This window comes from Rhizobium sp. TH135 (genome assembly GCF_002855515.1).
Lineage (GTDB): Bacteria > Pseudomonadota > Alphaproteobacteria > Rhizobiales > Rhizobiaceae > Allorhizobium.
In genome coordinates this window covers 101,898-127,678 of sequence record NZ_PKRP01000003.1, presented here as the reverse complement: position 1 = coordinate 127,678, position 25,781 = coordinate 101,898, and the positions used below count along the sequence as shown (strand labels likewise).

The window sequence follows — 25,781 nt, the reverse complement described above, 5'->3', positions numbered from 1 at the left end:
TCTTACTTCTCCGAGCTTATCTTTCGCCAGCGTTCAATCAAGCGTTCTCGCGGCGACGGTCGCCACGATCACCGCGTTCACGGCTTGCGGGACCCTGGGCATCGCCCTCCATCGCACGACGTTCCGATGCCATCGGATCGTGCTCGAGGATTTCGCCCTTGAAGATCCAGACCTTTACGCCGCAGATGCCGTATGCGGTTTCGGCTTCAGCCGTACCGTAATCGATGTCTGCACGCAGGGTGTGGAGCGGAACGCGACCTTCGCGGTACCATTCGGTACGAGCGATTTCGGCACCACCGAGACGGCCGGCGCAGGTGATCTTGATGCCTTCGGCACCGAGACGCATGGCCGACTGAACGGCGCGCTTCATGGCGCGACGGAACGCGATACGACGCTCGAGCTGCTGGGTGATCGACTGAGCAACCAGCGTTGCGTCGACTTCCGGCTTGCGCACTTCAACGATGTTGAGGTGCGTTTCCGAGTTCGTCATCGTCGAGATCTTCTTGCGAAGCTTCTCGATGTCTGCACCCTTCTTGCCGATGATCAGACCCGGACGAGCCGAGTGGATCGTGACGCGGCACTTCTTGTGCGGACGCTCGATGACGACCTTGGCGATGCCGGCCTGCTTGAGCTCTTCCATGAGGTAGGCGCGGATCTTCAGGTCTTCATGCAGAAGCTTGCCATATTCGGCGTTGTCTGCAAACCAGCGGCTATCCCAGGTGCGATTGATCCCGAGACGGAAGCCAATCGGATTGATTTTCTGACCCATTATGCGGCCTCCCCTTTGGCTTCGACTTCACGCACCACGATGGTGAGGTGCGAGAACGGCTTTTCGATGCGCGAAGCGCGGCCGCGGCCACGAGCGTGGAAACGCTTCATGGTGATCGACTTGCCAACATAGGCCTCGGCGACGATCAGCTGATCGACGTCGAGATCATGGTTGTTCTCAGCGTTGGCGATCGCGGACTCAAGGGTCTTGCGGACCGCGCCTGCGATGCGCTTACGGGAGAATTCCAGGTCAGCGAGAGCGCGCTCGACCTTCTTGCCGCGGATGAGCGCGGCAACCAGGTTGAGCTTCTGGGGGCTGACGCGGATCGTGCGGGCGACTGCCTGCGCTTCGTTGTCTTTCAGCCGGCGTTCGGCTTTTGCCTTGCCCATCGTTACTTCCTCTTCGCCTTCTTGTCCGCACCGTGACCGTAATAGGTCCGGGTGGGAGCGAATTCACCGAACTTGTGGCCGACCATGTCTTCGTTGACAGAGACGGGCACATGCTTGCTGCCGTTGTAGACGCCGAAGGTGAGACCTACGAACTGCGGCAGGATGGTGGAGCGACGGCTCCACATCTTGATCACTTCATTACGACCTGTCTCGCGAACCTTCTCAGCCTTCTTGAGAAGATAGCCGTCGACGAACGGGCCTTTCCATACTGAACGAGCCATTTCTGACTACCTCTCTTACTTCTTCTTCAGGTGGCGCGAGCGCATGATGAACTTGTCGGTCGACTTGTTCGAGCGAGTCCGCTTGCCCTTGGTGGGCTTACCCCACGGGGAAACCGGGTGGCGACCACCGGAGGTGCGGCCTTCACCACCACCGTGCGGGTGGTCGACCGGGTTCATGACGACACCGCGGTTATGCGGGGTCTTGCCGCGCCAGCGGGTGCGACCGGCCTTGCCGTCGTTGGTGTTGCCGTGGTCCGGGTTGGAAACGGCGCCGATGGTGGCCAGGCAGGAGCCCGGAACCAGACGCTGCTCACCCGAGTTCAGGCGCAGGATCGCCATGCCGGCATCGCGGCCGACGAGCTGGACGTAGGTGCCAGCCGAACGTGCGATCTGACCGCCCTTGCCGGGCTTCATTTCGACGTTGTGAACGATCGAACCAACCGGGATGTACTGCAGCGGCATGGTGTTGCCGGGCTTCACGTCAACGGCCTTCTCAGACGCGATGACCTTGTCGCCGGCAGCGATGCGCTGCGGTGCCAGGATGTAAGCCTGTTCGCCGTCCGTGTAGGTCACGAGAGCGATGAAGGCCGAACGGTTCGGGTCGTATTCCAGGCGCTCGACAGTGCCTTCAACGTCGAACTTGCGACGCTTGAAGTCAACCAGACGATAGGTGCGCTTGTGACCACCACCGATGAAGCGAGCGGTGATGCGACCGTAGTTGTTACGGCCACCGCTCTTGGAGAGACCTTCCGTCAGCGCCTTGACCGGCTTGCCCTTCCAGAGGCCAGAGCGGTCGACGATGACCAGCTGACGCTGGCTCGGGGTCGTCGGATTGTAGCTTTTCAATGCCATTGTTCTTGTTCCCTACCTCAGACGCCCGTCGACACGTCGATGGACTGACCTTCGGCGAGCGTCACGACGGCCTTCTTGACGTCCTTCTGCTTGCCGGCGAAGCCGCGGAAACGCTTAGTCTTGCCCTTGCGGACGAGCGTATTGACGGCGGTGACCTTGACGCCGAAGAGAGCCTCGACAGCAGCCTTGATTTCCGGCTTGCTGGCACCCTTGGCGACGTTGAAGACGACCTGGTTGAACTCAGACACCATGGTCGACTTTTCCGTGATCGACGGAGATACGATCACGTCGTAGTGGCGAAGATCCGTCATTTGAACCGCTCCTCCAGAGCTTCCACAGCAGCCTTCGACAGGACGAGCTTGCCGCGGCGCAGGATGTCATAAACGTTGATGCCCTGAACCGGCAGAACATCGATGTTCGGGATGTTCGAAGCGGCGAGCTTGAAGTTGCTGTCGATTTCGGCACCGCCGATGACGAGAGCGTTGGTGAGGCCGAGCGAGGCGAAGGTACCGACGAGCAGCTTGGTCTTGGCTTCAGCCGCAACCAGGTTGTCGACGATGATCACGTCTTCCGACTTCATCTTTGCAGAGAGGGCGTGGCGCAGAGCGAGCGCACGAACCTTCTTCGGCAGGTCATGGGCGTGGCTGCGAACAACCGGGCCATGAGCCTTACCACCGCCGCGGAACTGCGGAGCGCGGGCCGAATGGTGACGAGCACGACCGGTGCCCTTCTGCTTGTACATCTTCGAACCGGTGCGGGAAACTTCCGAACGGCCCTTGGTCTTGTGCGTACCCTGGCGCTTCTTGGCCAGCTGGTAGCGGATCATGCGCGCGATCAGATCTTCGCGGGGATCCAGACCGAAGATTTCGTCCGACAGAGAAACCTTGCCGGCGTCCTTGCCCTCGAGGGTCTTGACGTTGAATTCCATGTGCTTGGCTCCCTTACTTCGCCGACTTGACGGCGTCGCGGACGATGATCCAGGAACCCTTGGAACCGGGAACAGCGCCCTTCACAAGGATGAGACCACGATCTTCATCGGTCGAAACGACTTCGAGGTTCTGGGTGGTGACGCGGGTCTGGCCCATGTGACCAGCCATGCGCTTGCCCTTCCAGACCTTGCCCGGATCCTGGTTCGAACCGGTCGAACCATGCGAGCGGTGCGAAACGGAAACACCGTGGGTCGCGCGAAGACCACCGAAGTTGTGGCGCTTCATGGCACCGGCAAAACCCTTACCGATCGTCGTGCCCGTGACGTCGACCAGCTGGCCGGCTTCAAAATGGCTCGCGGTCAGCTGCGCGCCGACATCGATGAGGTTTTCTTCGGAAACGCGGAATTCGACGAGCTTGGCCTTGGGCTCAACGCTCGCAGCGGCGAAGTGACCACGGAGACCCTTCGACGTGTTCTTGACCTTCGACGTACCGGCACCGAGCTGAAGCGCTACGTAGCCGTTCTTGTCGGCCGTGCGCTGAGCTACGACCTGTACGTTATCCAGACGCAGAACTGTTACCGGGATATGTTCGCCGGCGTCGTTATAGACGCGGGTCATTCCCACTTTCTGTGCAATCACACCTGAACGCATTGGTTCATTCCTCTTGAGAGTCGCGGCCGGGAAAAGTGATCCAGGCCTTTCCTCTTTGTTTAAGGATTCCACTCAGGCCCTTCCGAACCATCGGGTTTCCCGTTTCGAGAAGTCGTTGGCAGGTCTTGCCACGTACCTTCCTTGTTATTACGGCTCTCGCCGGAATCTCTTCTTAGAGCTTGATCTCGACGTCTACGCCGGCAGCCAGGTCGAGCTTCATCAGCGCGTCCACGGTCTGCGGGGTCGGGTCTACGATGTCGAGAAGACGCTTATGCGTACGCATTTCGAACTGTTCGCGGCTCTTCTTGTCGACGTGAGGCGAACGGTTGACGGTAAATTTTTCAATGCGTGTCGGGAGCGGTACCGGGCCGCGAACGCTTGCACCGGTGCGCTTGGCGGTCGAGACGATCTCCCGCGTAGAGGCATCGAGAACCCGGTGATCAAACGCCTTGAGGCGGATGCGGATATTCTGGCCGTTCATTCGACTTGTCCTTGTTTCTTTTCTTGCGTCCCGCATACGCAGAGACAGTGAATTACCATGACTGGCCGGCCCCAAATTTTCAAAAATCACAGCGGACACGCCTGGCGCCGCTGTCACTCTTTGTCGTCATGAGGAGCCCTGCCGAACTCGACCCGTCACCAGGCCTTGAAAACTGCAGCGCTTAGAACTGCGGTGCAAATCACCGCACGATTCTGATCGTGGCCGGCGACATACACCGCAATCGGCCGCTCGTCAATCCGCCTAGCCAGACGAATTGGCGACATGCGCATTGTCTGCATGACTGGCTTGCACCAACATTCAGACGGAAACGAAAAGCGGCCTCGGACACCAGGCCCGAGGCCGCTCTTTAAAAGGCTTACTCGATGATCGAGGCGACGATGCCGGCGCCGACGGTACGGCCGCCTTCGCGGATAGCGAAGCGCAGCTTTTCTTCCATCGCGATCGGAACGATCAGCTCAACAGCAACCGTGACGTTGTCGCCCGGCATAACCATTTCCGTGCCTTCCGGAAGCGACACGATACCGGTCACGTCCGTGGTGCGGAAGTAGAACTGCGGACGGTAGTTCGTGAAGAACGGCGTATGACGGCCGCCTTCTTCCTTCGTCAGGATGTAGGCTTCTGCCATGAACTTCTTGTGCGGCTTGACCGAACCCGGCTTGCACAGAACCTGACCACGCTCGACGTCGTCACGCTGGATACCACGAACCAGTGCGCCGATGTTGTCGCCGGCCTGGCCCTGGTCGAGCAGCTTGCGGAACATTTCAACGCCGGTAACCGTCGTCTTCTTGGTGTCGCGGATGCCGACGAATTCGACTTCTTCGCCAACCTTGACGATACCACGCTCAACGCGGCCCGTGACAACCGTACCACGGCCAGAGATCGAGAACACGTCTTCGATCGGCATCAGGAAGGGCTGGTCAACCGGACGCTCAGGCGTCGGGATGTAGTCGTCGACAGCCGCCATCAGCGCGCGAACTGCGTCTTCGCCGATTTCCTTGTTGCTGTCGTTCAGAGCAGCCAGAGCCGAGCCCTTGACGAACGGGATGTCGTCGCCGGGGAAGTCGTAGGACGACAGGAGTTCGCGAACTTCGAGTTCGACGAGTTCCAGAAGTTCTGCGTCGTCGACCTGGTCAACCTTGTTGAGGAAGACAACGATCGCGGGAACGCCAACCTGACGGGCGAGCAGGATGTGCTCGCGGGTCTGCGGCATCGGGCCGTCGGCGGCCGAGCAAACCAGGATCGCGCCGTCCATCTGGGCAGCACCGGTGATCATGTTCTTGACGTAGTCGGCGTGGCCGGGGCAGTCGACGTGGGCGTAGTGACGGTTGGCCGTCTCATACTCGACGTGCGCCGTCGAGATGGTGATGCCGCGTGCCTTTTCTTCCGGAGCTGCGTCGATCTGGTCGTAGGCCTTGAACTCACCGAAGTACTTGGTGATCGCTGCCGTCAGAGACGTCTTGCCGTGGTCGACGTGGCCGATCGTGCCGATGTTGACGTGCGGCTTGTTGCGCTCAAACTTACTCTTTGCCATTTTCGGCTCTCCATTTCTTGGTCCCCATCAGGGGAAATTCAGTATTCAATTGGATGGGCGGGGTATCCCGGTCACTTCTGACCGGAATACTTTGCCTGGATTTCAGCAGCAACGTTCGACGGGACCGGTGCGTAGTGATCGAAGGTCATCGAGTACTGGGCGCGGCCCTGCGACATGGAGCGCAGGTTGTCGACGTACTTGAACATGTTGGCGAGCGGAACGTGAGCATTGATCACGATCGCGATGCCGCGCTGTTCCTGGCCCTGGATCTGGCCACGACGGGAGTTCAGGTCACCGATTACGTCACCGACGTAGTCTTCCGGCGTCACGACTTCCACCTTCATCATCGGCTCCAGCAACTGGGCGCCGGCCTTCTTGGCTGCTTCACGGAAGCAAGCACGCGAGGCGATTTCGAAGGCGAGAACCGAGGAGTCGACGTCGTGGAAGGCACCATCGATGAGGGTGGCCTTGACGCCGAGCATCGGGAAGCCTGCGAGCGGACCCGAAGACAGAACGCTTTCGATGCCCTTCTGGACGCCCGGGATGTATTCCTTCGGAACAGCACCACCGACGATCTTGGACTCGAACTTGAAGTCTTCGCCATCCGGGTTCGGTTCGAAGACGAGCTTGACGCGCGCGAACTGACCGGTACCACCGGACTGCTTCTTGTGCGTGTAATCTTCTTCGTGCGTCTTCGTGATGGTTTCGCGGTAAGCAACCTGCGGAGCACCAACGCTGGCTTCGACCTTGAACTCGCGACGCATACGGTCGACGAGGATGTCGAGGTGAAGTTCACCCATGCCGGCGATGATGGTCTGGCCGGATTCCTGGTCGGTCTTGACGCGGAACGACGGGTCTTCGGCAGCGAGGCGATTGAGCGCGAGGCCCATCTTTTCCTGGTCGCCCTTGGACTTCGGCTCGATCGCGATCTGGATGACCGGCTCCGGGAATTCCATGCGCTCAAGGATAACCGGCTTCAGGGGATCGCAGAGCGTGTCACCCGTCGTGGTTTCCTTGAGGCCTGCGAGAGCAACGATGTCGCCTGCGAAGGCTTCTTCGATGTCTTCACGGCTGTTGGAATGCATCTGCAGCATGCGGCCGACGCGCTCGCGCTTGTCCTTGACCGTGTTCAGAACCGACACGCCCTTTTCGAGCTTGCCCGAGTAGATGCGTGCGAAGGTGAGCGAACCAACGAAGGGGTCGTTCATGATCTTGAACGCGAGCATAGCAAGCGGCTCGGCATCATCTGCATGACGCTCGATTTCGGCTTCCGTCTTGAAGTCGATGCCCTTGATCGCCGGAATATCCAGCGGGGACGGCAGATATTCTACAACGGCGTCGAGGAGCGGCTGAACGCCCTTGTTCTTGAATGCGGTACCGCAGAACATCGGGTGGAACTTGACGTCGATGGTGCCGCGGCGAACCAGGGCACGGATCTTGTCGTTGTCCGGCATGATGCCGTTCAGGTAGTCTTCCATCGCCTGTTCGTCGATCTCGACAACGGTCTCGATCAGCTTTTCGCGATACTCGTCAGCCTTGGCCTTCAGGTCTTCCGGGATCTCGACAACGTCCCAGGCAGCGCCGAGGGACTCGTCACGCCATACGAGGGCGTTCATCTCGATCAGGTCGACAACGCCCTTGAATTCGGTTTCTGCACCGATCGGGAGCTGCATGACAACAGCGGTGGCGCCGAGACGGGTCTTGATCATCTCTACCGAGCGGTAGAAGTCAGCACCGGTCTTGTCCATCTTGTTGCAGAAGATCATCCGCGGGACGTGGTACTTTTCAGCCTGACGCCATACGGTTTCGGTCTGCGGCTCAACGCCAGCGTTGGCGTCGAGGAGAGCAACTGCACCATCGAGAACGCGCAGCGAACGCTCGACTTCGATCGTGAAGTCAACGTGGCCGGGGGTGTCGATGATGTTGAAGCGGCGCATCTTGCCGTCGCGACCCTTCCAGAAGGTCGTCGTGGCAGCGGAGGTGATCGTGATGCCACGCTCCTGCTCCTGCTCCATCCAGTCCATGGTGGCTGCGCCGTCATGAACTTCGCCGATCTTGTGAGACTTACCGGTGTAGTAAAGAATACGCTCGGTGGTCGTGGTCTTGCCGGCGTCGATGTGCGCCATGATACCGAAGTTGCGGTAGTCTTCGATTTTATATTCGCGAGCCATAACGGACTGCCTTTCAATATTTAATCGGTGGATTACCAGCGGTAATGCGAGAAGGCGCGGTTTGCATCGGCCATCTTGTGGGTGTCTTCGCGCTTCTTGACGGCGCTACCGCGGTTGTTCGCTGCGTCGAGCAGCTCGCCGGAGAGGCGGTCAACCATAGTCGTCTCGTTGCGCTTGCGGGCAGCAGTGATGAGCCAGCGGATCGCGAGAGCCTGACGGCGCTCCGGACGAACGTCGACCGGGACCTGGTAGGTTGCACCGCCGACGCGGCGCGAACGAACTTCAACATGCGGCGCGACGTTGTCGAGCGCCTGATGGAAGATCGCAATCGGTTCCTGCTTGGACTTGTTCTGAACGACGTCGAAGGCACCATAGACGATGCTTTCAGCGACGGACTTCTTGCCGTGAAGCATGATGGCGTTCATGAACTTGGTGACGACGAGATCGCCGAACTTCGGGTCCGGATTGATTTCGCGCTTTTCTGCACTGTGGCGACGGGACATACTATTTGTCTCTCAACGGTTAGGACGCTTTAGAACGCGGAGGACCTCGCGCAGCGCCGGTATCTGATTAGAAGAAGAGCCGAAGCTTACTTCGGACGCTTCGCACCGTACTTCGAACGGCGCTGCTTGCGGTTCTTGACGCCCTGGGTGTCGAGTACGCCGCGGATGATGTGGTAACGAACGCCCGGCAAGTCCTTTACGCGGCCGCCACGGATCATGACGACAGAGTGTTCCTGCAGGTTGTGGCCTTCGCCCGGAATGTAGCCGATGACTTCGAAGCCATTGGTCAGACGGATCTTGGCAACCTTACGGAGAGCCGAGTTCGGCTTCTTCGGGGTCGTTGTGTAGACGCGGGTGCAAACGCCGCGCTTCTGCGGGTTTTCCTGCAGAGCAGGAACCTTATTGCGCTTTACCTGTGCCTGACGCGGCTTGCGGATCAGCTGGTTTACGGTAGGCATATACCCATCCCTTGCAAAATCTAGTCTCAAGCCCTTTCAGGCCCTTGTGGTTTGCCGTTTCCGGCGGCGGCCGCACAGTTTTCTTCATGCGCAAAATGTGGCCCGATCCGTTTTCGCGGATGGACCACAAAGAACAGAGGACGCACTACGAGAGTGCGTCGTGCGAGCAGCATTTCTGTCGTCAACGTGCGTTTGGAGACCTGTTTGAGACGAACTTCAGGACGCGTCGTCCCGAAAAACCCGGTCTCACATGGGCTCCGATGGCCGGGGTACTACTGTTTTCCCCCTTCAACGTCAAGTCACATCTGAGAATTAATGGCCAAAGCGCCCTGCCCCGCCGGGAGTCTCAGCCTTTCCGCGGGGGAAAATCACGGGGTCGAGACGATTTGGCTTGGCTTGCGGTTGGAAACTTCTAGATAGGTACAGGCAGAGGGTCAATCACCCTGCCCGGCTGGTCGAATCGGCCAAAGCCCGAGAATCGATCGCCACAACAGGAAGACCAGGCGCCATGATCACCAGTCCCGACAATGACAACAACCGCGACGAGCCGATGGTGTTCATCGTAATTGCCAAGGCCTACGAGACCGAAGGCGGCCAGCCGGTCGACCTGCACGTGATGCTGACGGCGCCCGATGACGATTCTGCCGTGCGGCTGACGCTGAACGCGCTGTCCGAGGAAGGCTTCATCGAGGCAGACCTCGACCAGATCGGCATGATCACCGGCGCACCGGACGAAGAGCCGCATGCTTCCGCCTATCAGGGCGCGCTCGAAGGCGAAGTCGCGATCATCCGCTTCACCTGAGCTTGCCTGCACAGCACTGTTTTGCCAGAGGCCGGTCCATCTTGACCGGCCTTTTCGTTTGTCCGCTCCAGGGCCTGTTCTGGTTGCCTGTGATGCTTTCTCAAGCCCCCTCACCGCTGATCGCCACAGATGCCAAGCCACAACGGAAAAGGCCGCCCGGATTGCTCCGGGCGGCCTTTGATCTTTGAACCCTTGTCGCCGATTACTCGGCAGCCGGAGCGCTTTCGCCGGCGAGGTTCTGCAGCATCGGGGTCGCAACGTCTGCGCCCGTGCCCTTCTTGCGTTCCTCGAGGATGAGGTCGTCGCGCGAAGAGGCGATGCGGCGGATCTGCGTCATGGTGCCGCCGGTACCAGCCGGGATGAGGCGGCCGACGATGACGTTTTCCTTGAGACCCTGCAGCGTGTCGGTCTTACCGGCGATCGCAGCTTCAGTGAGAACCTTGGTGGTTTCCTGGAAGGATGCGGCCGAGATGAACGACGGCGTCTGCAGCGAGGCCTTGGTGATGCCGAGAAGGACCGGATCGCCGTATGCGGGCTTCTTGCCTTCTTCGACCAGGCGGTCGTTGTTGTCATCGAGCTCGATGCGGTCGACGTTGTCACCCACGATGTAGTGGCTGTCGCCCGCGTCGGTGATCTCAACCTTCTGCAGCATCTGGCGAACGATCACCTCGATGTGCTTGTCGTTGATCACAACGCCCTGCAGTCGGTAGACTTCCTGGATTTCGTTGACCAGGTACGAGGCGAGTGCCTCGACGCCCTTGATCGCCAGGATGTCGTGCGGAGCCGGGTTACCGTCGAGGATGTAGTCACCCTTTTCGATGTAGTCGCCTTCCTGAAGGTGGAAGGGCTTGCCCTTCGGGATCAGGTATTCGACAGGCTCGACACCGTCTTCTGCCGGCTCGATGATGACACGACGCTTGTTCTTGTAGTCGCGGCCGAGGCGGATCGTACCATCGATCTCAGCGATGATGGCGTGGTCCTTCGGACGACGGGCTTCGAACAGTTCGGCAACGCGCGGCAGACCACCGGTGATGTCCTTGGTCTTGGCGCTTTCCAGCGGCGAACGTGCAAGCACGTCACCCTGGGAGACCTTCTGACCAGGCTCGACCGACAGGATCGCTTCGACGGACAGGTGGAAGCGGGCTTCGCCACCACGTGCAACCTTCAGAACGTTGCCGCTCGCATCCTTGATGACGATCGCCGGCTTCAAGTCGGCACCGCGTGGCGTCGAGCGCCAATCGATAACCTGACGCTTGGTGATACCGGTGGATTCGTCGGTGGCTTCGAGCACGGAGAGACCGTCGACGACGTCCTCGAAATGCACGATACCCTCGACTTCCGTCATCATGGGGCGTGTGTACGGATCCCACTCGGCCAGACGCTGGCCGCGCTTTACCTTGTCGCCATCGTCGACAAAGACCTTCGAACCGTAGGCTACACGCTGCGAGGACCGCTCGACACCACGTTCGTCGAGGATCATCACGGCCATGCTACGGCCCATGGCGATCAGGGTGCCATCGGAGTTGCGCAGCATGTTGCGGTTCTTGATCTGAACCGTACCTTCGTACGAGGCTTCCAGGAACGACTGGTCGACCACGGTCGCGGTACCGCCCAAGTGGAAGGTACGCATGGTGAGCTGGGTACCCGGCTCACCGATGGACTGTGCAGCGATAACGCCGACGGCCTCACCCATGTTGACAGGCGTACCGCGGGCCAAGTCGCGGCCGTAGCAGATCGAGCAGACGCCGGTCTGAACTTCGCAGGTCAGAGCAGAGCGGATGCGGATCGACTGGATGCCAGCCTTCTCGATTTCCACGACATGCGGCTCAAGGATCATCTGGCCGGCATCGACGATGCGTTCACCCGTGACCGGATGATCGATGTCGTCGAGAGCCGTACGACCGAGGACGCGGGCGCCGATGGAAGCAACGACCTGACCGGCATCGACGATCGCCGTCATGGTGAGGCCCTTGTCGGTACCGCAATCCACGAGGTTGACGATGCAATCCTGGGCCACGTCGACGAGACGACGGGTCAGGTAACCGGAGTTCGCGGTCTTCAGAGCGGTGTCTGCGAGACCCTTACGGGCACCGTGGGTCGAGTTGAAGTACTCGTTAACGGTCAGACCTTCCTTGAAGTTCGAGATGATCGGCGTCTCGATAATTTCACCCGACGGCTTGGCCATCAGGCCGCGCATGCCGCCCAGCTGGCGCATCTGGTTCGGTGAACCACGAGCACCCGAGTGCGACATCATGTAGATGGCGTTCATCGGCTTTTGGCGGTTGGTTTCCGGATCGAACTCAACGGCCTTAATGCGGGCCATCATGTCCTCGGCGACCTTTTCGGTTGCCTTGCCCCAAGCGTCGACGACCTTGTTGTACTTTTCGCCCTGAGTGATCAGGCCGTCATTGTACTGCTGCTCGTATTCCTTGACCAGCGTTTCGGTGTCGCCGACGATCTTCGCCTTGGTTTCCGGGATGATCATGTCGTCCTTGCCGAACGAAATGCCAGCCTTGCAGGCGTGGGTGAAGCCGAGCTGCATGATCCGGTCGCAGAAGATGACCGTGTCCTTCTGGCCGCAATGACGGTAGACCGTGTCGATCATCTTGGAGATGTTCTTCTTGGTCATTTCCTGGTTGCAGGTTTCGAACGGCACGTTGACGTTCTTCGGCAGAAGTTCGCCGATGATCATGCGGCCAGGCGTGGTTTCATAGATCTTCGAAACCGGCTTGCCTTCGGCATCGACGGTCTTGAAGCGGCCACGGATCTTGGCGTGCAGGGTAACGACCTTGTTCTCCAGAGCATGGTGCAGTTCGCCCATGTCGGAGAAGGCCATGCCTTCGCCCGGCTCGTTCTGGTTCTGGATCGACAGATAGTAGAGGCCGAGAACCATGTCCTGCGACGGAACGATGATCGGTGCACCGTTGGCCGGGTGCAGGATGTTGTTCGTCGACATCATCAGGACGCGGGCTTCAAGCTGAGCTTCAAGCGACAGCGGCACGTGAACGGCCATCTGGTCGCCGTCGAAGTCGGCGTTGAAGGCCGTGCAGACGAGCGGATGCAGCTGGATGGCCTTGCCTTCGACCAGGATCGGTTCGAAGGCCTGGATGCCCAGGCGGTGCAGCGTCGGTGCGCGGTTCAGGAGCACCGGATGCTCGCGGATGACCTCGTCGAGGATATCCCAGACTTCCGGCTTTTCCTTTTCAACCAGCTTCTTGGCCTGCTTGACGGTCGAGGAGTAACCCTTGGCGTCGAGACGGGCGTAGATGAACGGCTTGAACAGTTCGAGCGCCATCTTCTTCGGCAGGCCGCACTGGTGCAGCTTCAGTTCCGGACCGGTCACGATGACCGAACGGCCGGAATAGTCGACGCGCTTGCCGAGAAGGTTCTGGCGAAAGCGGCCCTGCTTGCCCTTGAGCATGTCGGACAGCGACTTCAGCGGACGCTTGTTGGCGCCGGTGATGACGCGGCCACGGCGGCCGTTGTCGAAGAGCGCGTCTACAGATTCCTGCAGCATGCGCTTTTCGTTGCGGATGATGATGCCCGGAGCGCGCAGTTCGATCAGGCGCTTCAGGCGATTGTTACGGTTGATGACGCGGCGATAGAGATCGTTCAGGTCAGAGGTCGCGAAGCGGCCGCCGTCCAGCGGCACGAGCGGACGCAGGTCCGGCGGGATGACCGGAACGACCTTCATGATCATCCATTCCGGACGGTTGCCGGATTCCATGAAGTTCTCGACGATCTTCAGGCGCTTCATCAGCTTCTTCTGCTTGAGATCCGAGGTGGTCTCGGCAAGCTCAGAACGCAGGTCGCCAGCGATCTTCTCGAGGTTCATCGAGGCCAGCATCTCGTAGATGGCTTCAGCGCCGATCATGGCGGTGAACTGGTCCTCGCCGAACTCGTCGACGGCGATCATGTATTCTTCTTCGGAAAGAAGCTGGTTTTCCTTGAGCGAGGTCAGGCCCGGCTCAGTGACGATGTAGTTCTCGAAGTACAGAACGCGCTCGACATCCTTCAGCGTCATGTCCAGCAGCGTGGAGATGCGCGACGGCAGCGACTTCAGGAACCAGATGTGGGCAACGGGTGCAGCGAGCTCGATATGGCCCATGCGCTCGCGGCGAACGCGCGACAGCGTGACTTCAACGCCGCACTTTTCGCAGATGATGCCCTTGTACTTCATGCGCTTGTACTTGCCGCACAGGCACTCGTAGTCCTTGATCGGTCCGAAGATTCGCGCGCAGAAGAGACCGTCACGCTCAGGCTTGAACGTACGGTAGTTGATGGTTTCCGGCTTTTTGATCTCGCCGTAGGACCACGAAAGGATCTTCTCCGGGCTCGCGATCGAGATCCGGATGGAATCGAAGTGCTGAGCCGGCACCGACGGGTTGAAAAGGTTCATGACCTCTTGGTTCATGCCTGTCTCCTTTTGGGGCTAGAAGCCCTCTTTCGGGTCTCGGTGGCGGCGGATTCCCGGGATGCCGCACCAGACCCTCAAATGACAATAACCGCGAAATGCGGCGAAACTCCCCTTCCCGTCCCGTATTTGGCCGCGGGTCAGTCAGGGGATGGCGTGCGCGGCTTGAACCACGCACGCCTTTGTCAAAGCGTTATTCGGCTGCGTCCGGCAGCTGACCGTCTTCCGGCAGGAGCTTGGAGTTCTCGAGTTCCACGGAAAGGCCGAGAGAGCGCATTTCCTTGACGAGAACGTTGAAGCTTTCCGGAATACCGGCCTCGAAGGTGTCGTCACCGCGGACGATCGCTTCATAGACCTTGGTACGGCCGGCCACGTCGTCCGACTTCACCGTCAGCATTTCCTGCAGGGTGTAGGCGGCGCCGTAAGCTTCCAGAGCCCAGACTTCCATTTCCCCGAAGCGCTGACCGCCGAACTGCGCCTTACCACCGAGCGGCTGCTGGGTGACGAGGGAGTACGGACCGATCGAACGAGCGTGGATCTTGTCGTCGACAAGGTGGTTCAGCTTGATCATGTACATGTAGCCAACGGTGACCTTACGGTCGAAGGCTTCACCGGTACGACCATCGTACAGAACCGACTGACCCGACGGGTCGAGACCAGCACGCTCCAGCATCGAGGAGACGTCGCTTTCATGCGCACCGTCGAAGACCGGGGTGGCGATGGATACGCCACGCTTGGCTTCTTCGGCGAGCTTGACGAGCGCGTCGTCATCGAAGTGCTTCACTTCGTCATGGGCTTCCGACTCGTAGATCTCCGTCAGTTCCTTGCGAAGATCGGTGATGTCGAGGTGCTTGCGGTAGTCTTCAAGCATCTGACCGATCTTCTTACCCATGCCGGCGCAAGCCCAGGCAAGGTGGGTTTCGAGGATCTGACCGACGTTCATACGCGAGGGAACGCCGAGCGGGTTCAAGACGATGTCGACATGCGTGCCGTCTTCGAGGAACGGCATGTCCTCAGCCGGTACGATGCGCGACACGACGCCCTTGTTGCCGTGACGGCCGGCCATCTTGTCGCCTGGCTGGATCTTGCGCTTCACAGCGACGAAGACCTTGACCATCTTCATGACGCCCGGGGGCATTTCGTCGCCGCGCTGGACCTTCTCGACCTTGTCCATGAAGCGCTGTTCAAGGCGCGACTTGGATTCGTCGTACTGGCCACGGAGCGCTTCGAGTTCGCCCTGCACCTTTTCGTCTTCGACTGCAAACATCCACCACTGCGAGCGGGGATATTCGGAGACGACGGCGTTGGTGAGTTCGACGCCCTTCTTGAAGCCCTTCGGGCCTGCAATCGAGACCTGGCCACGCAGCATGTCGATCAGACGGCCGTAGACGTTACGGTCGAGGATCGCCTGCTCGTCGTCGCGGTCCTTGGCGAGGCGTTCGATTTCCTCGCGCTCGATCGCCATCGCACGTTCGTCCTTTTCAACGCCGTGGCGGTTGAAAACGCGAACTTCAACGACGGTGCCGAAGGTGCCCGGAGGCATGCGCATCGAGGTGTCGCGAACGTCGGAGGCCTTTTCACCGAAGATGGCGCGCAGAAGCTTTTCTTCCGGCGTCATCGGGCTTTCGCCCTTCGGGGTGATCTTGCCGACCAGGATGTCGCCAGGAGCAACTTCCGCACCGATGTAGACGATACCGGCTTCGTCGAGGTTCTTCAGAGCTTCTTCCGAAACGTTCGGAATGTCGCGCGTGATTTCTTCCGGACCAAGCTTGGTGTCGCGGGCCATGACTTCGAATTCCTCGATGTGGATCGAGGTGAAGACATCTTCCGAGACGATACGCTCCGACATGAGGATCGAGTCCTCATAGTTGTAGCCGTTCCAGGGCATGAACGCGACGAGCGCGTTGCGGCCGAGAGCCAGGTCGCCGAGGTCGGTCGACGGACCGTCCGCGATGATGTCGCCCTTGTTCAGGATGTCACCGACGGTGACCAGCGGACGCTGGTTGACGCAGGTGTTCTGGTTCGAACGCTGGAACTTCTGCAGGCGGTAGATATCGACGCCAGACTTCGACGGATCGAGATCTTCCGTGGCGCGGATAACGATACGCGTCGCATCGACCTGGTCGACCACGCCGCCGCGACGGGCACCGATGGCGGCGCCGGAGTCACGGGCCACGATCGGCTCCATGCCGGTTCCAACGAACGGGGCTTCGGCACGCAGAAGCGGCACGGCCTGACGCTGCATGTTCGAGCCCATGAGAGCGCGGTTGGCGTCGTCGTTTTCGAGGAACGGGATAAGAGCGGCCGCAACCGAAACCAGCTGCTTCGGCGAAACGTCCATCAGGTTGATGGTGTCGCGCGGGGACAGCATAACTTCGCCAGAGTGACGGCAGACGACGAACTCTTCAACGAACTGGCCATCGGCCGTCAGTTCAGAGTTCGCCTGGGCGACGTAGTACTTCGCTTCTTCCATAGCGGAGAGATAGACGACGTCCTTCGTCACCTTGCCGTCGATGATCTTGCGGTACGGGCTTTCGATGAAGCCGTACTTGTTGACCCGGGCAAAGGTTGCGAGCGAGTTGATCAGACCGATGTTCGGGCCTTCCGGCGTTTCAATCGGGCAGATACGTCCGTAGTGGGTCGGGTGAACGTCGCGGACTTCGAAGCCTGCACGCTCGCGGGTCAGACCACCCGGTCCAAGAGCCGAGAGACGGCGCTTGTGGGTGATTTCCGAAAGCGGGTTCACCTGGTCCATGAACTGCGACAGCTGCGAAGAGCCGAAGAATTCGCGGACGGCAGCAGCAGCCGGCTTGGCGTTGATCAGGTCCTGAGGCATGACGGTGTCGATTTCGATCGACGACATGCGTTCCTTGATCGCGCGCTCCATGCGGAGCAGGCCGAGACGGTACTGGTTTTCCATGAGCTCGCCGACGGAGCGAACACGACGGTTACCGAGGTTGTCGATGTCGTCGATCTCGCCCTTGCCGTCACGCAGTTCGACCAGCATCTTGACGACGGCGAGGATGTCGTCCTTGCGCAAAACGCGGACGGTATCCGGGCAATCGAGGTCGAGACGCATGTTCATCTTGACGCGACCAACGGCCGACAGGTCGTAGCGCTCGCTGTCGAAGAACAGCGACTGGAACATGGCTTCAGCCGAGTCCATGGTCGGCGGTTCACCCGGACGCATGACGCGGTAGATGTCGAACAGAGCGTCCTGACGGTTCTCGTTCTTGTCTGCCGACAGCGTGTTGCGGATGTAGGCGCCAACGTTGATGTGGTCGATGCCGAGGATCGGGATTTCCTCGAAGCCGGACTCAAGGATCTGCGGAAGCGACTTTTCGTCGATTTCCGCACCGGCTTCCATGTAGATTTCACCGGTCGACATGTTGACCAGGTCTTCAGCAAGGTAGTTGCCGAACAGGTCTTCGTCGGAGGCCTTCAGGAACTTGACGCCCTTGTCGGTCAGCTGACGCAGAAGACGCGGGGTGAGCTTCTTGCCACCTTCGACGACGACTTCGCCGCTATCGGCGTCGACGAGATCGGAAATGGCCTTCGCACCCTTGAGGGTCTCCGGGTTGAACGGGAAACGCCAGCCCTTGCCATCACGCTCGTAGACGGACTTCGAGTAGAAGGTGGACAGGATTTCTTCGCCGTCCATGCCAAGCGCCATCAGCAGCGAGGTCACGGGGATCTTGCGGCGACGGTCGATACGGGCGTGGACGATGTCCTTGGCGTCGAATTCGATATCGAGCCAGGAACCGCGATACGGGATGACGCGGGCAGCAAACAGAAGCTTGCCCGAGGAGTGGGACTTGCCCTTGTCGTGGTCGAAGAACACACCCGGCGAACGGTGCATCTGCGAGACGATAACGCGCTCGGTGCCGTTGACGATGAAGGTACCGTTGTTCGTCATGAGCGGCATGTCGCCCATGTAGACGGACTGTTCTTTGATGTCCTTGATCGAACGTGCGCCCGTATCCTCATCAATATCGAACACGATGAGGCGCAGCGTTACCTTCAGCGGTGCAGCGTAGGTCAGATCGCGCTGGCGGCATTCATCGACGTCGAACTTCGGCGGCTCGAATTCGTAGGATACGAATTCCAGCATGGATGCGCCGGAGAAATCGGTGATCGGGAATACAGATTTGAAAACGGATTGAAGCCCCTCTTCGGGACGGCCGCCCTGCGGCTCGTCGACCATGAGGAACTGGTCATAAGATGCCTTCTGAACCTCAATGAGGTTCGGCATTTCTGCGACTTCTGGAATTTTTCCGAAAAACTTGCGTACGCGCCTGCGACCGTTAAAGGTAAGGGTCTGAGCCATCGTCGCTCCTTGTCAGTTTGCACCCGGGCCTGCAACAGACGGTGACCGCTGGCCAGGCGGCTCCGTCAAAAAATGGATCGCTCAATCTCGTCTCGAGATCCGGGCGGCCGGCCGGTTTGCCGGGCACGCGGGTCAAGACCATCCTCTTGAGAACCCATTACCCAGGAACCGTTTTCATACGGTTCCTGGGTAATATGTTCGGAGGAAACCGGCGGGAGAAGGAAACCTTCCCCCGCCGCATTCCGATATTACTTAACGTCGACCTTAGCGCCGGCGTCTTCAAGCTTCTTCTTGAGGTCAGCAGCTTCAGCCTTGGAAACGGCTTCCTTGACAGCCTTCGGAGCGCCTTCGACGAGGTCCTTGGCTTCCTTGAGGCCGAGGCCGGTGATGCCACGAACTTCCTTGATGACGTTGATCTTGTTGGCGCCAGCGTCAACGAGGATAACGTCAAATTCGGTCTTTTCTTCTTCAGCCGGAGCAGCAGCAGCGCCACCGCCAGCAGCAGCAACGGCTACAGGAGCAGCAGCCGAAACGCCCCACTTTTCTTCCAGCAGCTTGGAAAGCTCAGCAGCTTCCAGAACGGTCAGAGAGGAGAGGTCTTCAACGATCTTTGCGAGATCAGCCATGTTACTATTTCCTTATAGATGTTCGGTTCGACACGAACGGGTTAGGGTATGAACAGCGAAAAACCGCCTTACGCGGCTTCGTCCTTCTTTGCATAGGCCGCAAACACGCGAGCAAGCTGAGCTGCCGGTGCTGCCACAACGCCTGCGATGCGGGTTGCCGGGGTCTGAATCATGCCCAGCAGCTTTGCACGCAGTTCGTCCAGCGAAGGCAGGGTCGCAAGCGACTTGACTGCATCTGCGGACAAGGTGGTTGTTCCCATGGCGCCACCGAGGACAACGATCTTGTCGTTGGTCTTGGCGAAATCCATGACGACCTTCGGAGCCACAATCGGATCAGCGCTGAATGCAATCAGCGTCTGGCCCTTGAAGAGATCAGTGATCCCTTCGGCTTCCGTGCCCTGAAGAGCGATCTTGGCCAGGCGGTTCTTCGCGACTTTGACGGTGCCGCCAGCAGCGCGCATCTTCGAACGAAAATCGTTCATCTGCGCAACCGTGACACCAGCATAGTGGGCCACAACAACCGAACCGGAAGCCTTGAAGACTTCGTTCAGTTCTGTGACGAATTCGCGTTTTTCCGCTCTTTCCACTGTCTGTCTCCAGTTGATGGGACCGCAATCCTGCAGGCCCCACCGGGTTTGCCTTTGCCTCAAGGGATCCATGTATCAGATCCCAAGCGACGCTTGAGGATCCTGTCCCCTCCGGCTGGACTTAACGTCCTGCCATAAGGCGAATAAGGCTCGAACCGAACTTCAAGACGTCATCAGACGTTTAAATACCGGATCTCACCCGTCTCATGCAGGCATATATTAAGGCCCTTCGGCCGCCCACAATCTCGGACAGGAGTGCCTGGTTTTGACACCAGGCATTTCCGGCCCCGAAAGGCCGGAAACTTGGTCAGGCCGGAGTTTGCACTCCGGCCGAATTCATGATCAGGCGACCGTAACGGTGGCCGGGTCAATCTTGACGCCCGGACCCATGGTCGAAGAGATGGCTACGCGCTTGACGTAGTTGCCCTTGGCGCCAGCCGGCTTTGCCTTGACGACGGCGTCAGCGAAAGCCTTGATGTTTTCTTCGAGCGCCTTGGCGTCGAAGGAAGCCTTGCCGATGCCAGCGTGGATGATACCAGCCTTCTCGACGCGGAACTCGACGGCACCGCCCTTGGAAGCCTTGACGGCGCCAGCGACGTCCATGGTGACCGTACCGACCTTCGGGTTCGGCATCATGCCACGCGGTCCGAGAACCTTACCGAGGCGACCGACGAGCGGCATCATGTCCGGGGTGGCGATGCAGCGATCGAAGTCGATCTTGCCGCCCTGGACGATTTCCAGCAGGTCTTCGGCGCCGACGATGTCAGCGCCTGCAGCCTTGGCTTCGTCAGCCTTGGCGCCACGTGCGAAGACGGCGACGCGAACGTCACGGCCGGTACCGTTCGGCAGGTTGACCACGCCGCGGACCATCTGGTCTGCATGACGCGGGTCGACGCCGAGGTTCATGGCGATTTCGATCGTTTCGTCGAACTTGGCGACGGCACGTTCCTTGACCATCGAGATGGCGTCGGACAGGGCGACCAGCTTGGTCGGGTCCACGCCTTCGCGGATCTTCTGAATACGCTTTGCTACCTTGGCCATGATCAACCTACCACTTCCAGGCCCATGGAGCGGGCAGAGCCCTCAACCATCAGCATTGCGCCTTCGATGTCGGCGGCGTTCAGATCCTTCATCTTGCCTTCGGCAATTGCGCGGACCTGCGCCTTGGTGATCGTACCGACCTTCGCACCCTTGCCCGGAGTCTTCGAGCCCGAGGTGATCTTTGCTTCCTTCTTCAGCCAGTAGGTGACCGGCGGCTGCTTCATTGCGAAGGTGAAGGACTTGTCCTGGTAGTAGGTGATGACGACCGGGATCGGCATACCCTTTTCCATTTCCTGCGTGGCGGCATTGAACGCCTTGCAGAATTCCATGATGTTAATGCCACGCTGACCAAGAGCCGGGCCGATCGGCGGGGACGGGTTAGCCGATCCTGCCTTGACCTGGAGCTTGAGCTGGCCTGCAACTTTCTTAGCCATTACTCTCTGCCTTTCATTTCAGACCGGTTGCCCGATCCCATATGCCAGCATTCGCTGGCGGCTGCGGTTGCGTGGTACGTCTGGACGGTCCGGCTTAGAGACCGCCATCCTCCCACGCGGGTCGGGGAGTTGCCTCCCCTTCTTCGATCAGACCTTTTCGACCTGACCGTATTCAAGTTCGACGGGTGTCGCGCGACCGAAGATCGAGACCTCGACCTTGAGGCGAGAGCGCTCTTCGTCCACATCCTGGACGATCCCGTTGAAGGAGGCGAAGGGACCGTCGGAGACGCGAACCTGTTCGCCGATTTCGAAGGACACGGAGGACTTCGGACGCTCTACGCCTTCCTGGACCTGACCCAGGATGCGCTCAGCCTCGAAATCCGGAATCGGAACCGGCTTGTTGTCGGAACCGAGGAAGCCCGTAACCTTCGGGGTATTCTTGATCAGGTGGTAGGCTTCGTCGGTCAGGTTTGCCCGCACCATGACGTAGCCTGGGAAGAACTTGCGTTCGCTATCCACCTTGCGGCCGCGACGAACCTCGACGACCTTTTCGGTCGGAACGAGGATCTTTTCGAAGAGATGATCAAGGCCCTTCTGCTTGGCCTTGTGCTCGATGTCTTCCGCGACCTTCTTTTCAAAATTCGAATACGCGTGGACGATATACCAACGTGCCGCCATGTTCGTTCCCGCCCGATTAATTGCCGACGCTCAGCACGAGGCTGAGCAACCAGCTGATCAGCTGGTCCGCGCCGAAGAAGAACAGCGCAGCGAAAAACACCATCGCCAGGACCATGAGCGTCGAAATCATGGTCTCGCGACGCGAGGGCCACGTCACCTTGGACGTCTCGGAGCGAACCTGCTGCAGAAACGCGAATGGATTACCCTTGGATGCCATTTAATGCCCACGCATTTACGGCGCGTAAAGCCGACCTTGGTCAGCCCCACGCACCGCGTGTCTGTTTGAACCCTACATAGAGACCGTTTCCCCTTTTCACAAGAGGAAATGTTCTCCAGCACTTTTTCGGCTTTGCCAGATCTTTACGCTCGTCGCGGCCCTAAAGCGCGCCGTGCGACTTGGCAGGGGCAGCCGGGCTTGAACCGACGACCTGCGGTTTTGGAGACCGCCGCTCTACCAACTGAGCTATACCCCTAAGCCTTACACCGGACAGAAACGCTCCCGTCCGAGGCATGACGCACCCTTTAAGGCGGGCGCGCCGGATTGGCAAGTGTCTTTTTTCGGCTTTTCACCACTGCCGTCAGTGACATTGCTTACCACTGTCGCTCGAAGCGCGCATTGACGCGGGCGTTGGGCTTGTGAGCCAGATCAGACAGGGTCGCATTGAGCCGGATACCGGGGCGAAGGTTCTTTTCCAGGCCGATCTCCGCGCGAAACGGCGCCTTGTTGTCCATAAGGATGCCGCCCGTCACGATGGTGTCGATATCAGTGAATGCCAGGCGCAGATCCTGCTTGGCCAAAAAGGCTGATTCTCCGTCGCTGCGGCGTCCGGCTTCGAAGGTCCGGTTGAGGGACAAGACCGCTGGCCCCTCGGCGGCGATGGTCCGTGACTGGCGCAGCGCCGCCCGGGCAGCGCCACTCACCAGATCAAGGCGGACACCGACGGACGCGGGCGCCACGTCGCTCTTTCTGACGTCTACCTCGCCCCACAGACGCAGCGGCGGCTGGACGGTCCCGGGTTGGCTTCCCGTTGAGAGGCGCAGATTTGATTCGGACCCGAATCGCGGACGCCCGGGCAAGTCGAGCGCAAGGCCGGTGCGAATGCCGAGATCCTCCGGCGAGCCCGAGGCGCTCCACACAAAGGGGCTCTCCTCCGCCTTCGCCGCAGTCAAATGGAGAGCGAGCGGCACGAGCAGGGAGATGCAGACAACGGTGACAGGTGATTTCAGGGCCATGTTTTGCGGGTCCACAGAATGGAGCGCGGACTTGGCACGCTCGCGAATCACGATCGTTTCAGTCGTAACCGCATACGCTACGGACCAGAAGGACCGCGGCTGCATGGGAGCCATGCGGCGGCTCCGTCAGGAATTTCCCGACACCGTGCCGGTTGAAAAATGGTCAGAGAGCCGCCGCTTGCCAGACTCTCCGCTTTGACTGATACTCGTTTGCGGCGCCCCGCGGAGGACAGACATGATCCGTATCAGCAATGCCGCCCTGCCCGGCTCGGAATTCGACGACAGTGACCTGACAGAAGCGCGCTTCACCGATGTCTCGCTGAAGGAGGCAGTGTTCAGCAATGTCGATCTCGGGCGCTGCCTGATCACCGATGCCAATGCCGACCAGATGGTCGTGCGCAACGTCGCCATGAACGCCGTGGTGATGGAGAATGTGGTGATGCATACCGCAAGCGTCACCCATGTGGATCTCAATGGCAGCACGATCCGCTTTGCGAGCCTTGCCGATACCTCGATCGCCGAATGCGATCTCACCGGCATGACGATCAATGGTTATCTGGTCACAGATCTGTTGCGGCTTGCGGAAGAGCAGCTCCTCGAACGGGCCTGAGCTCCCCTCACCCATCAGACGAGACGGCTCACCTCATAACCGCGCTCTCGGTAGCGGTCCCTCATTTTTGCAAACATGGGGTAGAGTAGAGCGCCACTCCTGAACCATGAAAGATAGGGTTCGGGATCGGCCAACCACCATCCAGGCTTCAACTGTCTGGACGCCTCTGCACGATCCCAGAAAACTTGATCAGGCACGCCTGTATAGGACACACCAGCCAGCCACGGGGTGATCAAGGGGTTATGTGCGGCAGTGAATTTCTGTCTCTATCTCAATGAGACATCGTCGCCCGTCGAGCAAACCGCGACATCTCGCCCCTCGCCGAACTGGTCGGCTGTGCCGTCTAAAATGACACCGTCATCAAGCATATTCCAAGAGTGGTAGAAGATCGGGCGGCCATCCGGCAATGCGTACACCCCATCAACCCGCCGCCAACCGAATTGATGCTCAATGAAGCAGGCCACCTCGTAACAGGCGCCCCAGCACCCGGCGCCCCTCATTTCGTGGCGAAAGCTCTGGATCGAATTAGTTTGCGCGGCGCTGATCTGCATCTTGATCCCCAACGAAAAAGGCCCCGCTGTTTCCAGCGGGGCCTTCATTATCCCTTGCGGGACACTATTACTCGATGATCGAGGCGACGATGCCGGCGCCGACGGTACGGCCGCCTTCGCGGATAGCGAAGCGCAGCTTTTCTTCCATCGCGATCGGAACGATCAGCTCAACAGCAACCGTGACGTTGTCGCCCGGCATAACCATTTCCGTGCCTTCCGGAAGCGACACGATACCGGTCACGTCCGTCGTACGGAAGTAGAACTGCGGACGGTAGTTCGTGAAGAACGGCGTATGACGGCCGCCTTCTTCCTTCGTCAGGATGTAGGCTTCTGCCATGAACTTCTTGTGCGGCTTGACCGAACCCGGCTTGCACAGAACCTGACCACGCTCGACGTCGTCACGCTGGATACCACGAACCAGTGCGCCGATGTTGTCGCCGGCCTGGCCCTGGTCGAGCAGCTTGCGGAACATTTCAACGCCGGTAACCGTCGTCTTCTTGGTGTCGCGGATGCCGACGAATTCGACTTCTTCGCCAACCTTGACGATACCACGCTCAACGCGGCCGGTCACAACCGTACCACGGCCGGAGATCGAGAACACGTCTTCGATCGGCATCAGGAAGGGCTGGTCAACCGGACGCTCAGGCGTCGGGATGTAGTCGTCAACAGCAGCCATCAGCGCGCGAACTGCGTCTTCGCCGATTTCCTTGTTGCTGTCGTTCAGAGCAGCCAGAGCCGAGCCCTTGACGAACGGGATGTCGTCGCCGGGGAAGTCGTAGGACGACAGGAGTTCGCGAACTTCGAGTTCGACGAGTTCCAGAAGTTCTGCGTCGTCGACCTGGTCAACCTTGTTGAGGAAGACAACGATCGCGGGAACGCCAACCTGACGGGCGAGCAGGATGTGCTCGCGGGTCTGCGGCATCGGGCCGTCGGCTGCCGAGCAAACCAGGATCGCGCCGTCCATCTGGGCAGCACCGGTGATCATGTTCTTGACGTAGTCGGCGTGGCCGGGGCAGTCGACGTGCGCGTAGTGACGGTTGGCCGTCTCATACTCGACGTGTGCCGTCGAGATGGTGATGCCGCGTGCCTTTTCTTCCGGAGCTGCGTCGATCTGGTCGTAGGCCTTGAACTCACCGAAGTACTTGGTGATCGCTGCCGTCAGAGACGTCTTGCCGTGGTCGACGTGGCCGATCGTGCCGATGTTGACGTGCGGCTTGTTGCGCTCAAACTTACTCTTTGCCATTTGAATGCTTCCTGTGAACGAAACGGGGTTGCCCCGGCGAACCGGTTTGGTCCCGCCGTTTAAGGCTTTCATGCGCAATGCGCAAGCGTTAAATGACAAGCCTTCCGGAGGCCGAAATGCAGGGTTTCCACAGCCGAATCCTGCCGCCGCGCAAAGCACTTCACGCAAGGAGAGGTAACGGTGGAAAACCGTTTGAAAA

General features: G+C 59.6%; 25 protein-coding genes and 1 tRNA gene. 2 read left to right on the top strand and 24 right to left on the bottom strand.

What is annotated here, in order from left to right; all coding sequences use genetic code 11:
• Positions 1–37: 37 nt before the first annotated feature.
• From rpsC to rpsL, 12 genes are all read right to left on the bottom strand, one after another.
• Positions 38–769, bottom strand: a complete 732-nt coding sequence (rpsC, locus tag C0V73_RS09465; RefSeq protein ID WP_102019768.1) for a 30S ribosomal protein S3 — start codon at positions 767–769, stop codon at positions 38–40.
• Positions 769–1,158, bottom strand: coding sequence for a 50S ribosomal protein L22 (rplV, locus tag C0V73_RS09460; protein ID WP_102019767.1), 390 nt, complete (start codon positions 1,156–1,158; stop codon positions 769–771). The genes rpsC and rplV overlap by 1 nt, the downstream gene beginning before the upstream one ends.
• Positions 1,159–1,160: 2 nt before the next feature.
• Positions 1,161–1,439, bottom strand: a complete 279-nt coding sequence (gene rpsS / locus C0V73_RS09455) for a 30S ribosomal protein S19 (RefSeq protein ID WP_102019766.1) — start codon at positions 1,437–1,439, stop codon at positions 1,161–1,163.
• A 15-nt stretch (positions 1,440–1,454) separates the two neighbouring features.
• Complete coding sequence (rplB, locus tag C0V73_RS09450) at positions 1,455–2,291, bottom strand: 50S ribosomal protein L2 (RefSeq protein ID WP_006728684.1); 837 nt, start codon at positions 2,289–2,291, stop codon at positions 1,455–1,457.
• Between the two features lie 17 nt (positions 2,292–2,308).
• The gene (locus tag C0V73_RS09445) at positions 2,309–2,602 is read right to left on the bottom strand and encodes a 50S ribosomal protein L23 (RefSeq protein WP_006728685.1); all 294 of its coding nucleotides are present in this window, start codon (positions 2,600–2,602) and stop codon (positions 2,309–2,311) included.
• Positions 2,599–3,219 (bottom strand): 50S ribosomal protein L4, encoded by a 621-nt coding sequence (gene rplD, locus C0V73_RS09440; RefSeq protein WP_102019765.1) that lies wholly within the window; start codon positions 3,217–3,219, stop codon positions 2,599–2,601. Before rplD ends, C0V73_RS09445 begins: the two co-directional genes overlap by 4 nt.
• A 13-nt stretch (positions 3,220–3,232) precedes the next feature.
• Positions 3,233–3,871 (bottom strand): 50S ribosomal protein L3, encoded by a 639-nt coding sequence (gene rplC / locus C0V73_RS09435; RefSeq protein ID WP_102019764.1) that lies wholly within the window; start codon positions 3,869–3,871, stop codon positions 3,233–3,235.
• Between the two features lie 172 nt (positions 3,872–4,043).
• Positions 4,044–4,352, bottom strand: a complete 309-nt coding sequence (gene rpsJ / locus C0V73_RS09430) for a 30S ribosomal protein S10 (protein ID WP_006728688.1) — start codon at positions 4,350–4,352, stop codon at positions 4,044–4,046.
• A 376-nt stretch (positions 4,353–4,728) separates the two neighbouring features.
• Complete coding sequence (gene tuf, locus C0V73_RS09425; protein ID WP_102019752.1) at positions 4,729–5,904, bottom strand: elongation factor Tu; 1,176 nt, start codon at positions 5,902–5,904, stop codon at positions 4,729–4,731.
• Positions 5,905–5,975: 71 nt separating this feature from the next.
• Positions 5,976–8,075, bottom strand: coding sequence for an elongation factor G (gene fusA / locus C0V73_RS09420; protein WP_102019763.1), 2,100 nt, complete (start codon positions 8,073–8,075; stop codon positions 5,976–5,978).
• Positions 8,076–8,107: 32 nt separating this feature from the next.
• Positions 8,108–8,578: a 30S ribosomal protein S7 gene (gene rpsG / locus C0V73_RS09415; protein WP_006728778.1), complete on the bottom strand. Its 471-nt coding sequence runs from the start codon at positions 8,576–8,578 to the stop codon at positions 8,108–8,110.
• A gap of 86 nt (positions 8,579–8,664) precedes the next feature.
• Positions 8,665–9,036, bottom strand: a complete 372-nt coding sequence (rpsL, locus tag C0V73_RS09410) for a 30S ribosomal protein S12 (protein ID WP_003507760.1) — start codon at positions 9,034–9,036, stop codon at positions 8,665–8,667.
• A gap of 508 nt (positions 9,037–9,544) precedes the next feature.
• Between rpsL and C0V73_RS09405 the strand changes: the two genes are divergently transcribed.
• Entirely contained in the window at positions 9,545–9,838 is a 294-nt protein-coding gene (locus tag C0V73_RS09405) for a transcriptional regulator (protein WP_102019762.1), read from the top strand.
• 202 nt (positions 9,839–10,040) lie between these two features.
• On the opposite strand, the gene rpoC is transcribed toward C0V73_RS09405, so the two are convergent.
• The 10 genes from rpoC to C0V73_RS09355 form a co-directional block, all read right to left on the bottom strand.
• Positions 10,041–14,252 (bottom strand): DNA-directed RNA polymerase subunit beta', encoded by a 4,212-nt coding sequence (rpoC, locus tag C0V73_RS09400; protein WP_102019761.1) that lies wholly within the window; start codon positions 14,250–14,252, stop codon positions 10,041–10,043.
• 193 nt (positions 14,253–14,445) lie between these two features.
• Positions 14,446–18,579, bottom strand: a complete 4,134-nt coding sequence (gene rpoB, locus C0V73_RS09395; RefSeq protein WP_102019760.1) for a DNA-directed RNA polymerase subunit beta — start codon at positions 18,577–18,579, stop codon at positions 14,446–14,448.
• Positions 18,580–18,827: 248 nt separating this feature from the next.
• Complete coding sequence (gene rplL, locus C0V73_RS09390; protein ID WP_102019759.1) at positions 18,828–19,205, bottom strand: 50S ribosomal protein L7/L12; 378 nt, start codon at positions 19,203–19,205, stop codon at positions 18,828–18,830.
• Between the two features lie 68 nt (positions 19,206–19,273).
• Positions 19,274–19,792 (bottom strand): 50S ribosomal protein L10, encoded by a 519-nt coding sequence (gene rplJ / locus C0V73_RS09385; protein ID WP_076395901.1) that lies wholly within the window; start codon positions 19,790–19,792, stop codon positions 19,274–19,276.
• 342 nt (positions 19,793–20,134) lie between these two features.
• Complete coding sequence (rplA, locus tag C0V73_RS09380; RefSeq protein ID WP_102019758.1) at positions 20,135–20,833, bottom strand: 50S ribosomal protein L1; 699 nt, start codon at positions 20,831–20,833, stop codon at positions 20,135–20,137.
• Between the two features lie 2 nt (positions 20,834–20,835).
• Positions 20,836–21,267 (bottom strand): 50S ribosomal protein L11, encoded by a 432-nt coding sequence (gene rplK / locus C0V73_RS09375; protein ID WP_006728786.1) that lies wholly within the window; start codon positions 21,265–21,267, stop codon positions 20,836–20,838.
• Between the two features lie 147 nt (positions 21,268–21,414).
• The gene (gene nusG, locus C0V73_RS09370; protein WP_102019757.1) at positions 21,415–21,945 is read right to left on the bottom strand and encodes a transcription termination/antitermination protein NusG; all 531 of its coding nucleotides are present in this window, start codon (positions 21,943–21,945) and stop codon (positions 21,415–21,417) included.
• Positions 21,946–21,961: 16 nt separating this feature from the next.
• Entirely contained in the window at positions 21,962–22,162 is a 201-nt protein-coding gene (gene secE / locus C0V73_RS09365; RefSeq protein WP_102019756.1) for a preprotein translocase subunit SecE, read from the bottom strand.
• 180 nt (positions 22,163–22,342) lie between these two features.
• Positions 22,343–22,418 (bottom strand) — tRNA-Trp (locus C0V73_RS09360).
• A gap of 118 nt (positions 22,419–22,536) precedes the next feature.
• Positions 22,537–23,292 carry a hypothetical protein gene (locus C0V73_RS09355; RefSeq protein WP_143708326.1) on the bottom strand — a complete coding sequence of 252 codons (756 nt, stop codon included), beginning with the start codon at positions 23,290–23,292 and terminating at the stop codon, positions 22,537–22,539.
• A 121-nt stretch (positions 23,293–23,413) separates the two neighbouring features.
• Here C0V73_RS09355 and C0V73_RS09350 point away from each other — a divergent pair, with 121 nt between their 5' ends.
• Positions 23,414–23,788 carry a pentapeptide repeat-containing protein gene (locus tag C0V73_RS09350; protein WP_102019754.1) on the top strand — a complete coding sequence of 125 codons (375 nt, stop codon included), beginning with the start codon at positions 23,414–23,416 and terminating at the stop codon, positions 23,786–23,788.
• 266 nt (positions 23,789–24,054) lie between these two features.
• Here C0V73_RS09350 and C0V73_RS09345 read toward each other — a convergent pair whose 3' ends face one another.
• Entirely contained in the window at positions 24,055–24,339 is a 285-nt protein-coding gene (locus tag C0V73_RS09345; protein ID WP_143708325.1) for a hypothetical protein, read from the bottom strand.
• 67 nt (positions 24,340–24,406) lie between these two features.
• Positions 24,407–25,582 carry an elongation factor Tu gene (gene tuf / locus C0V73_RS09340; protein ID WP_102019752.1) on the bottom strand — a complete coding sequence of 392 codons (1,176 nt, stop codon included), beginning with the start codon at positions 25,580–25,582 and terminating at the stop codon, positions 24,407–24,409.
• Positions 25,583–25,781 lie beyond the last annotated feature (199 nt).

Excerpts from the sequence above, each read along its gene's own strand:
- rpsC (WP_102019768.1), bottom strand. The coding sequence starts at position 769 with ATGGGTCAGAAAATCAATCCGATTGGCTTCCGTCTCGGGATCAATCGC.
- rplV (WP_102019767.1), bottom strand. The coding sequence starts at position 1,158 with ATGGGCAAGGCAAAAGCCGAACGCCGGCTGAAAGACAACGAAGCGCAG.
- rpsS (WP_102019766.1), bottom strand. The coding sequence starts at position 1,439 with ATGGCTCGTTCAGTATGGAAAGGCCCGTTCGTCGACGGCTATCTTCTC.
- rplB (WP_006728684.1), bottom strand. The coding sequence starts at position 2,291 with ATGGCATTGAAAAGCTACAATCCGACGACCCCGAGCCAGCGTCAGCTG.
- C0V73_RS09445 (WP_006728685.1), bottom strand. The coding sequence starts at position 2,602 with ATGACGGATCTTCGCCACTACGACGTGATCGTATCTCCGTCGATCACG.
- rplD (WP_102019765.1), bottom strand. The coding sequence starts at position 3,219 with ATGGAATTCAACGTCAAGACCCTCGAGGGCAAGGACGCCGGCAAGGTT.
- rplC (WP_102019764.1), bottom strand. The coding sequence starts at position 3,871 with ATGCGTTCAGGTGTGATTGCACAGAAAGTGGGAATGACCCGCGTCTAT.
- rpsJ (WP_006728688.1), bottom strand. The coding sequence starts at position 4,352 with ATGAACGGCCAGAATATCCGCATCCGCCTCAAGGCGTTTGATCACCGG.
- tuf (WP_102019752.1), bottom strand. The coding sequence starts at position 5,904 with ATGGCAAAGAGTAAGTTTGAGCGCAACAAGCCGCACGTCAACATCGGC.
- fusA (WP_102019763.1), bottom strand. The coding sequence starts at position 8,075 with ATGGCTCGCGAATATAAAATCGAAGACTACCGCAACTTCGGTATCATG.
- rpsG (WP_006728778.1), bottom strand. The coding sequence starts at position 8,578 with ATGTCCCGTCGCCACAGTGCAGAAAAGCGCGAAATCAATCCGGACCCG.
- rpsL (WP_003507760.1), bottom strand. The coding sequence starts at position 9,036 with ATGCCTACCGTAAACCAGCTGATCCGCAAGCCGCGTCAGGCACAGGTA.
- C0V73_RS09405 (WP_102019762.1), top strand. The coding sequence starts at position 9,545 with ATGATCACCAGTCCCGACAATGACAACAACCGCGACGAGCCGATGGTG.
- rpoC (WP_102019761.1), bottom strand. The coding sequence starts at position 14,252 with ATGAACCAAGAGGTCATGAACCTTTTCAACCCGTCGGTGCCGGCTCAG.
- rpoB (WP_102019760.1), bottom strand. The coding sequence starts at position 18,579 with ATGGCTCAGACCCTTACCTTTAACGGTCGCAGGCGCGTACGCAAGTTT.
- rplL (WP_102019759.1), bottom strand. The coding sequence starts at position 19,205 with ATGGCTGATCTCGCAAAGATCGTTGAAGACCTCTCCTCTCTGACCGTT.
- rplA (WP_102019758.1), bottom strand. The coding sequence starts at position 20,833 with ATGGCCAAGGTAGCAAAGCGTATTCAGAAGATCCGCGAAGGCGTGGAC.
- rplK (WP_006728786.1), bottom strand. The coding sequence starts at position 21,267 with ATGGCTAAGAAAGTTGCAGGCCAGCTCAAGCTCCAGGTCAAGGCAGGA.
- nusG (WP_102019757.1), bottom strand. The coding sequence starts at position 21,945 with ATGGCGGCACGTTGGTATATCGTCCACGCGTATTCGAATTTTGAAAAG.
- secE (WP_102019756.1), bottom strand. The coding sequence starts at position 22,162 with ATGGCATCCAAGGGTAATCCATTCGCGTTTCTGCAGCAGGTTCGCTCC.
- C0V73_RS09355 (WP_143708326.1), bottom strand. The coding sequence starts at position 23,292 with ATGGCTCCCATGCAGCCGCGGTCCTTCTGGTCCGTAGCGTATGCGGTT.
- C0V73_RS09350 (WP_102019754.1), top strand. The coding sequence starts at position 23,414 with ATGATCCGTATCAGCAATGCCGCCCTGCCCGGCTCGGAATTCGACGAC.
- C0V73_RS09345 (WP_143708325.1), bottom strand. The coding sequence starts at position 24,339 with ATGCAGATCAGCGCCGCGCAAACTAATTCGATCCAGAGCTTTCGCCAC.
- tuf (WP_102019752.1), bottom strand. The coding sequence starts at position 25,582 with ATGGCAAAGAGTAAGTTTGAGCGCAACAAGCCGCACGTCAACATCGGC.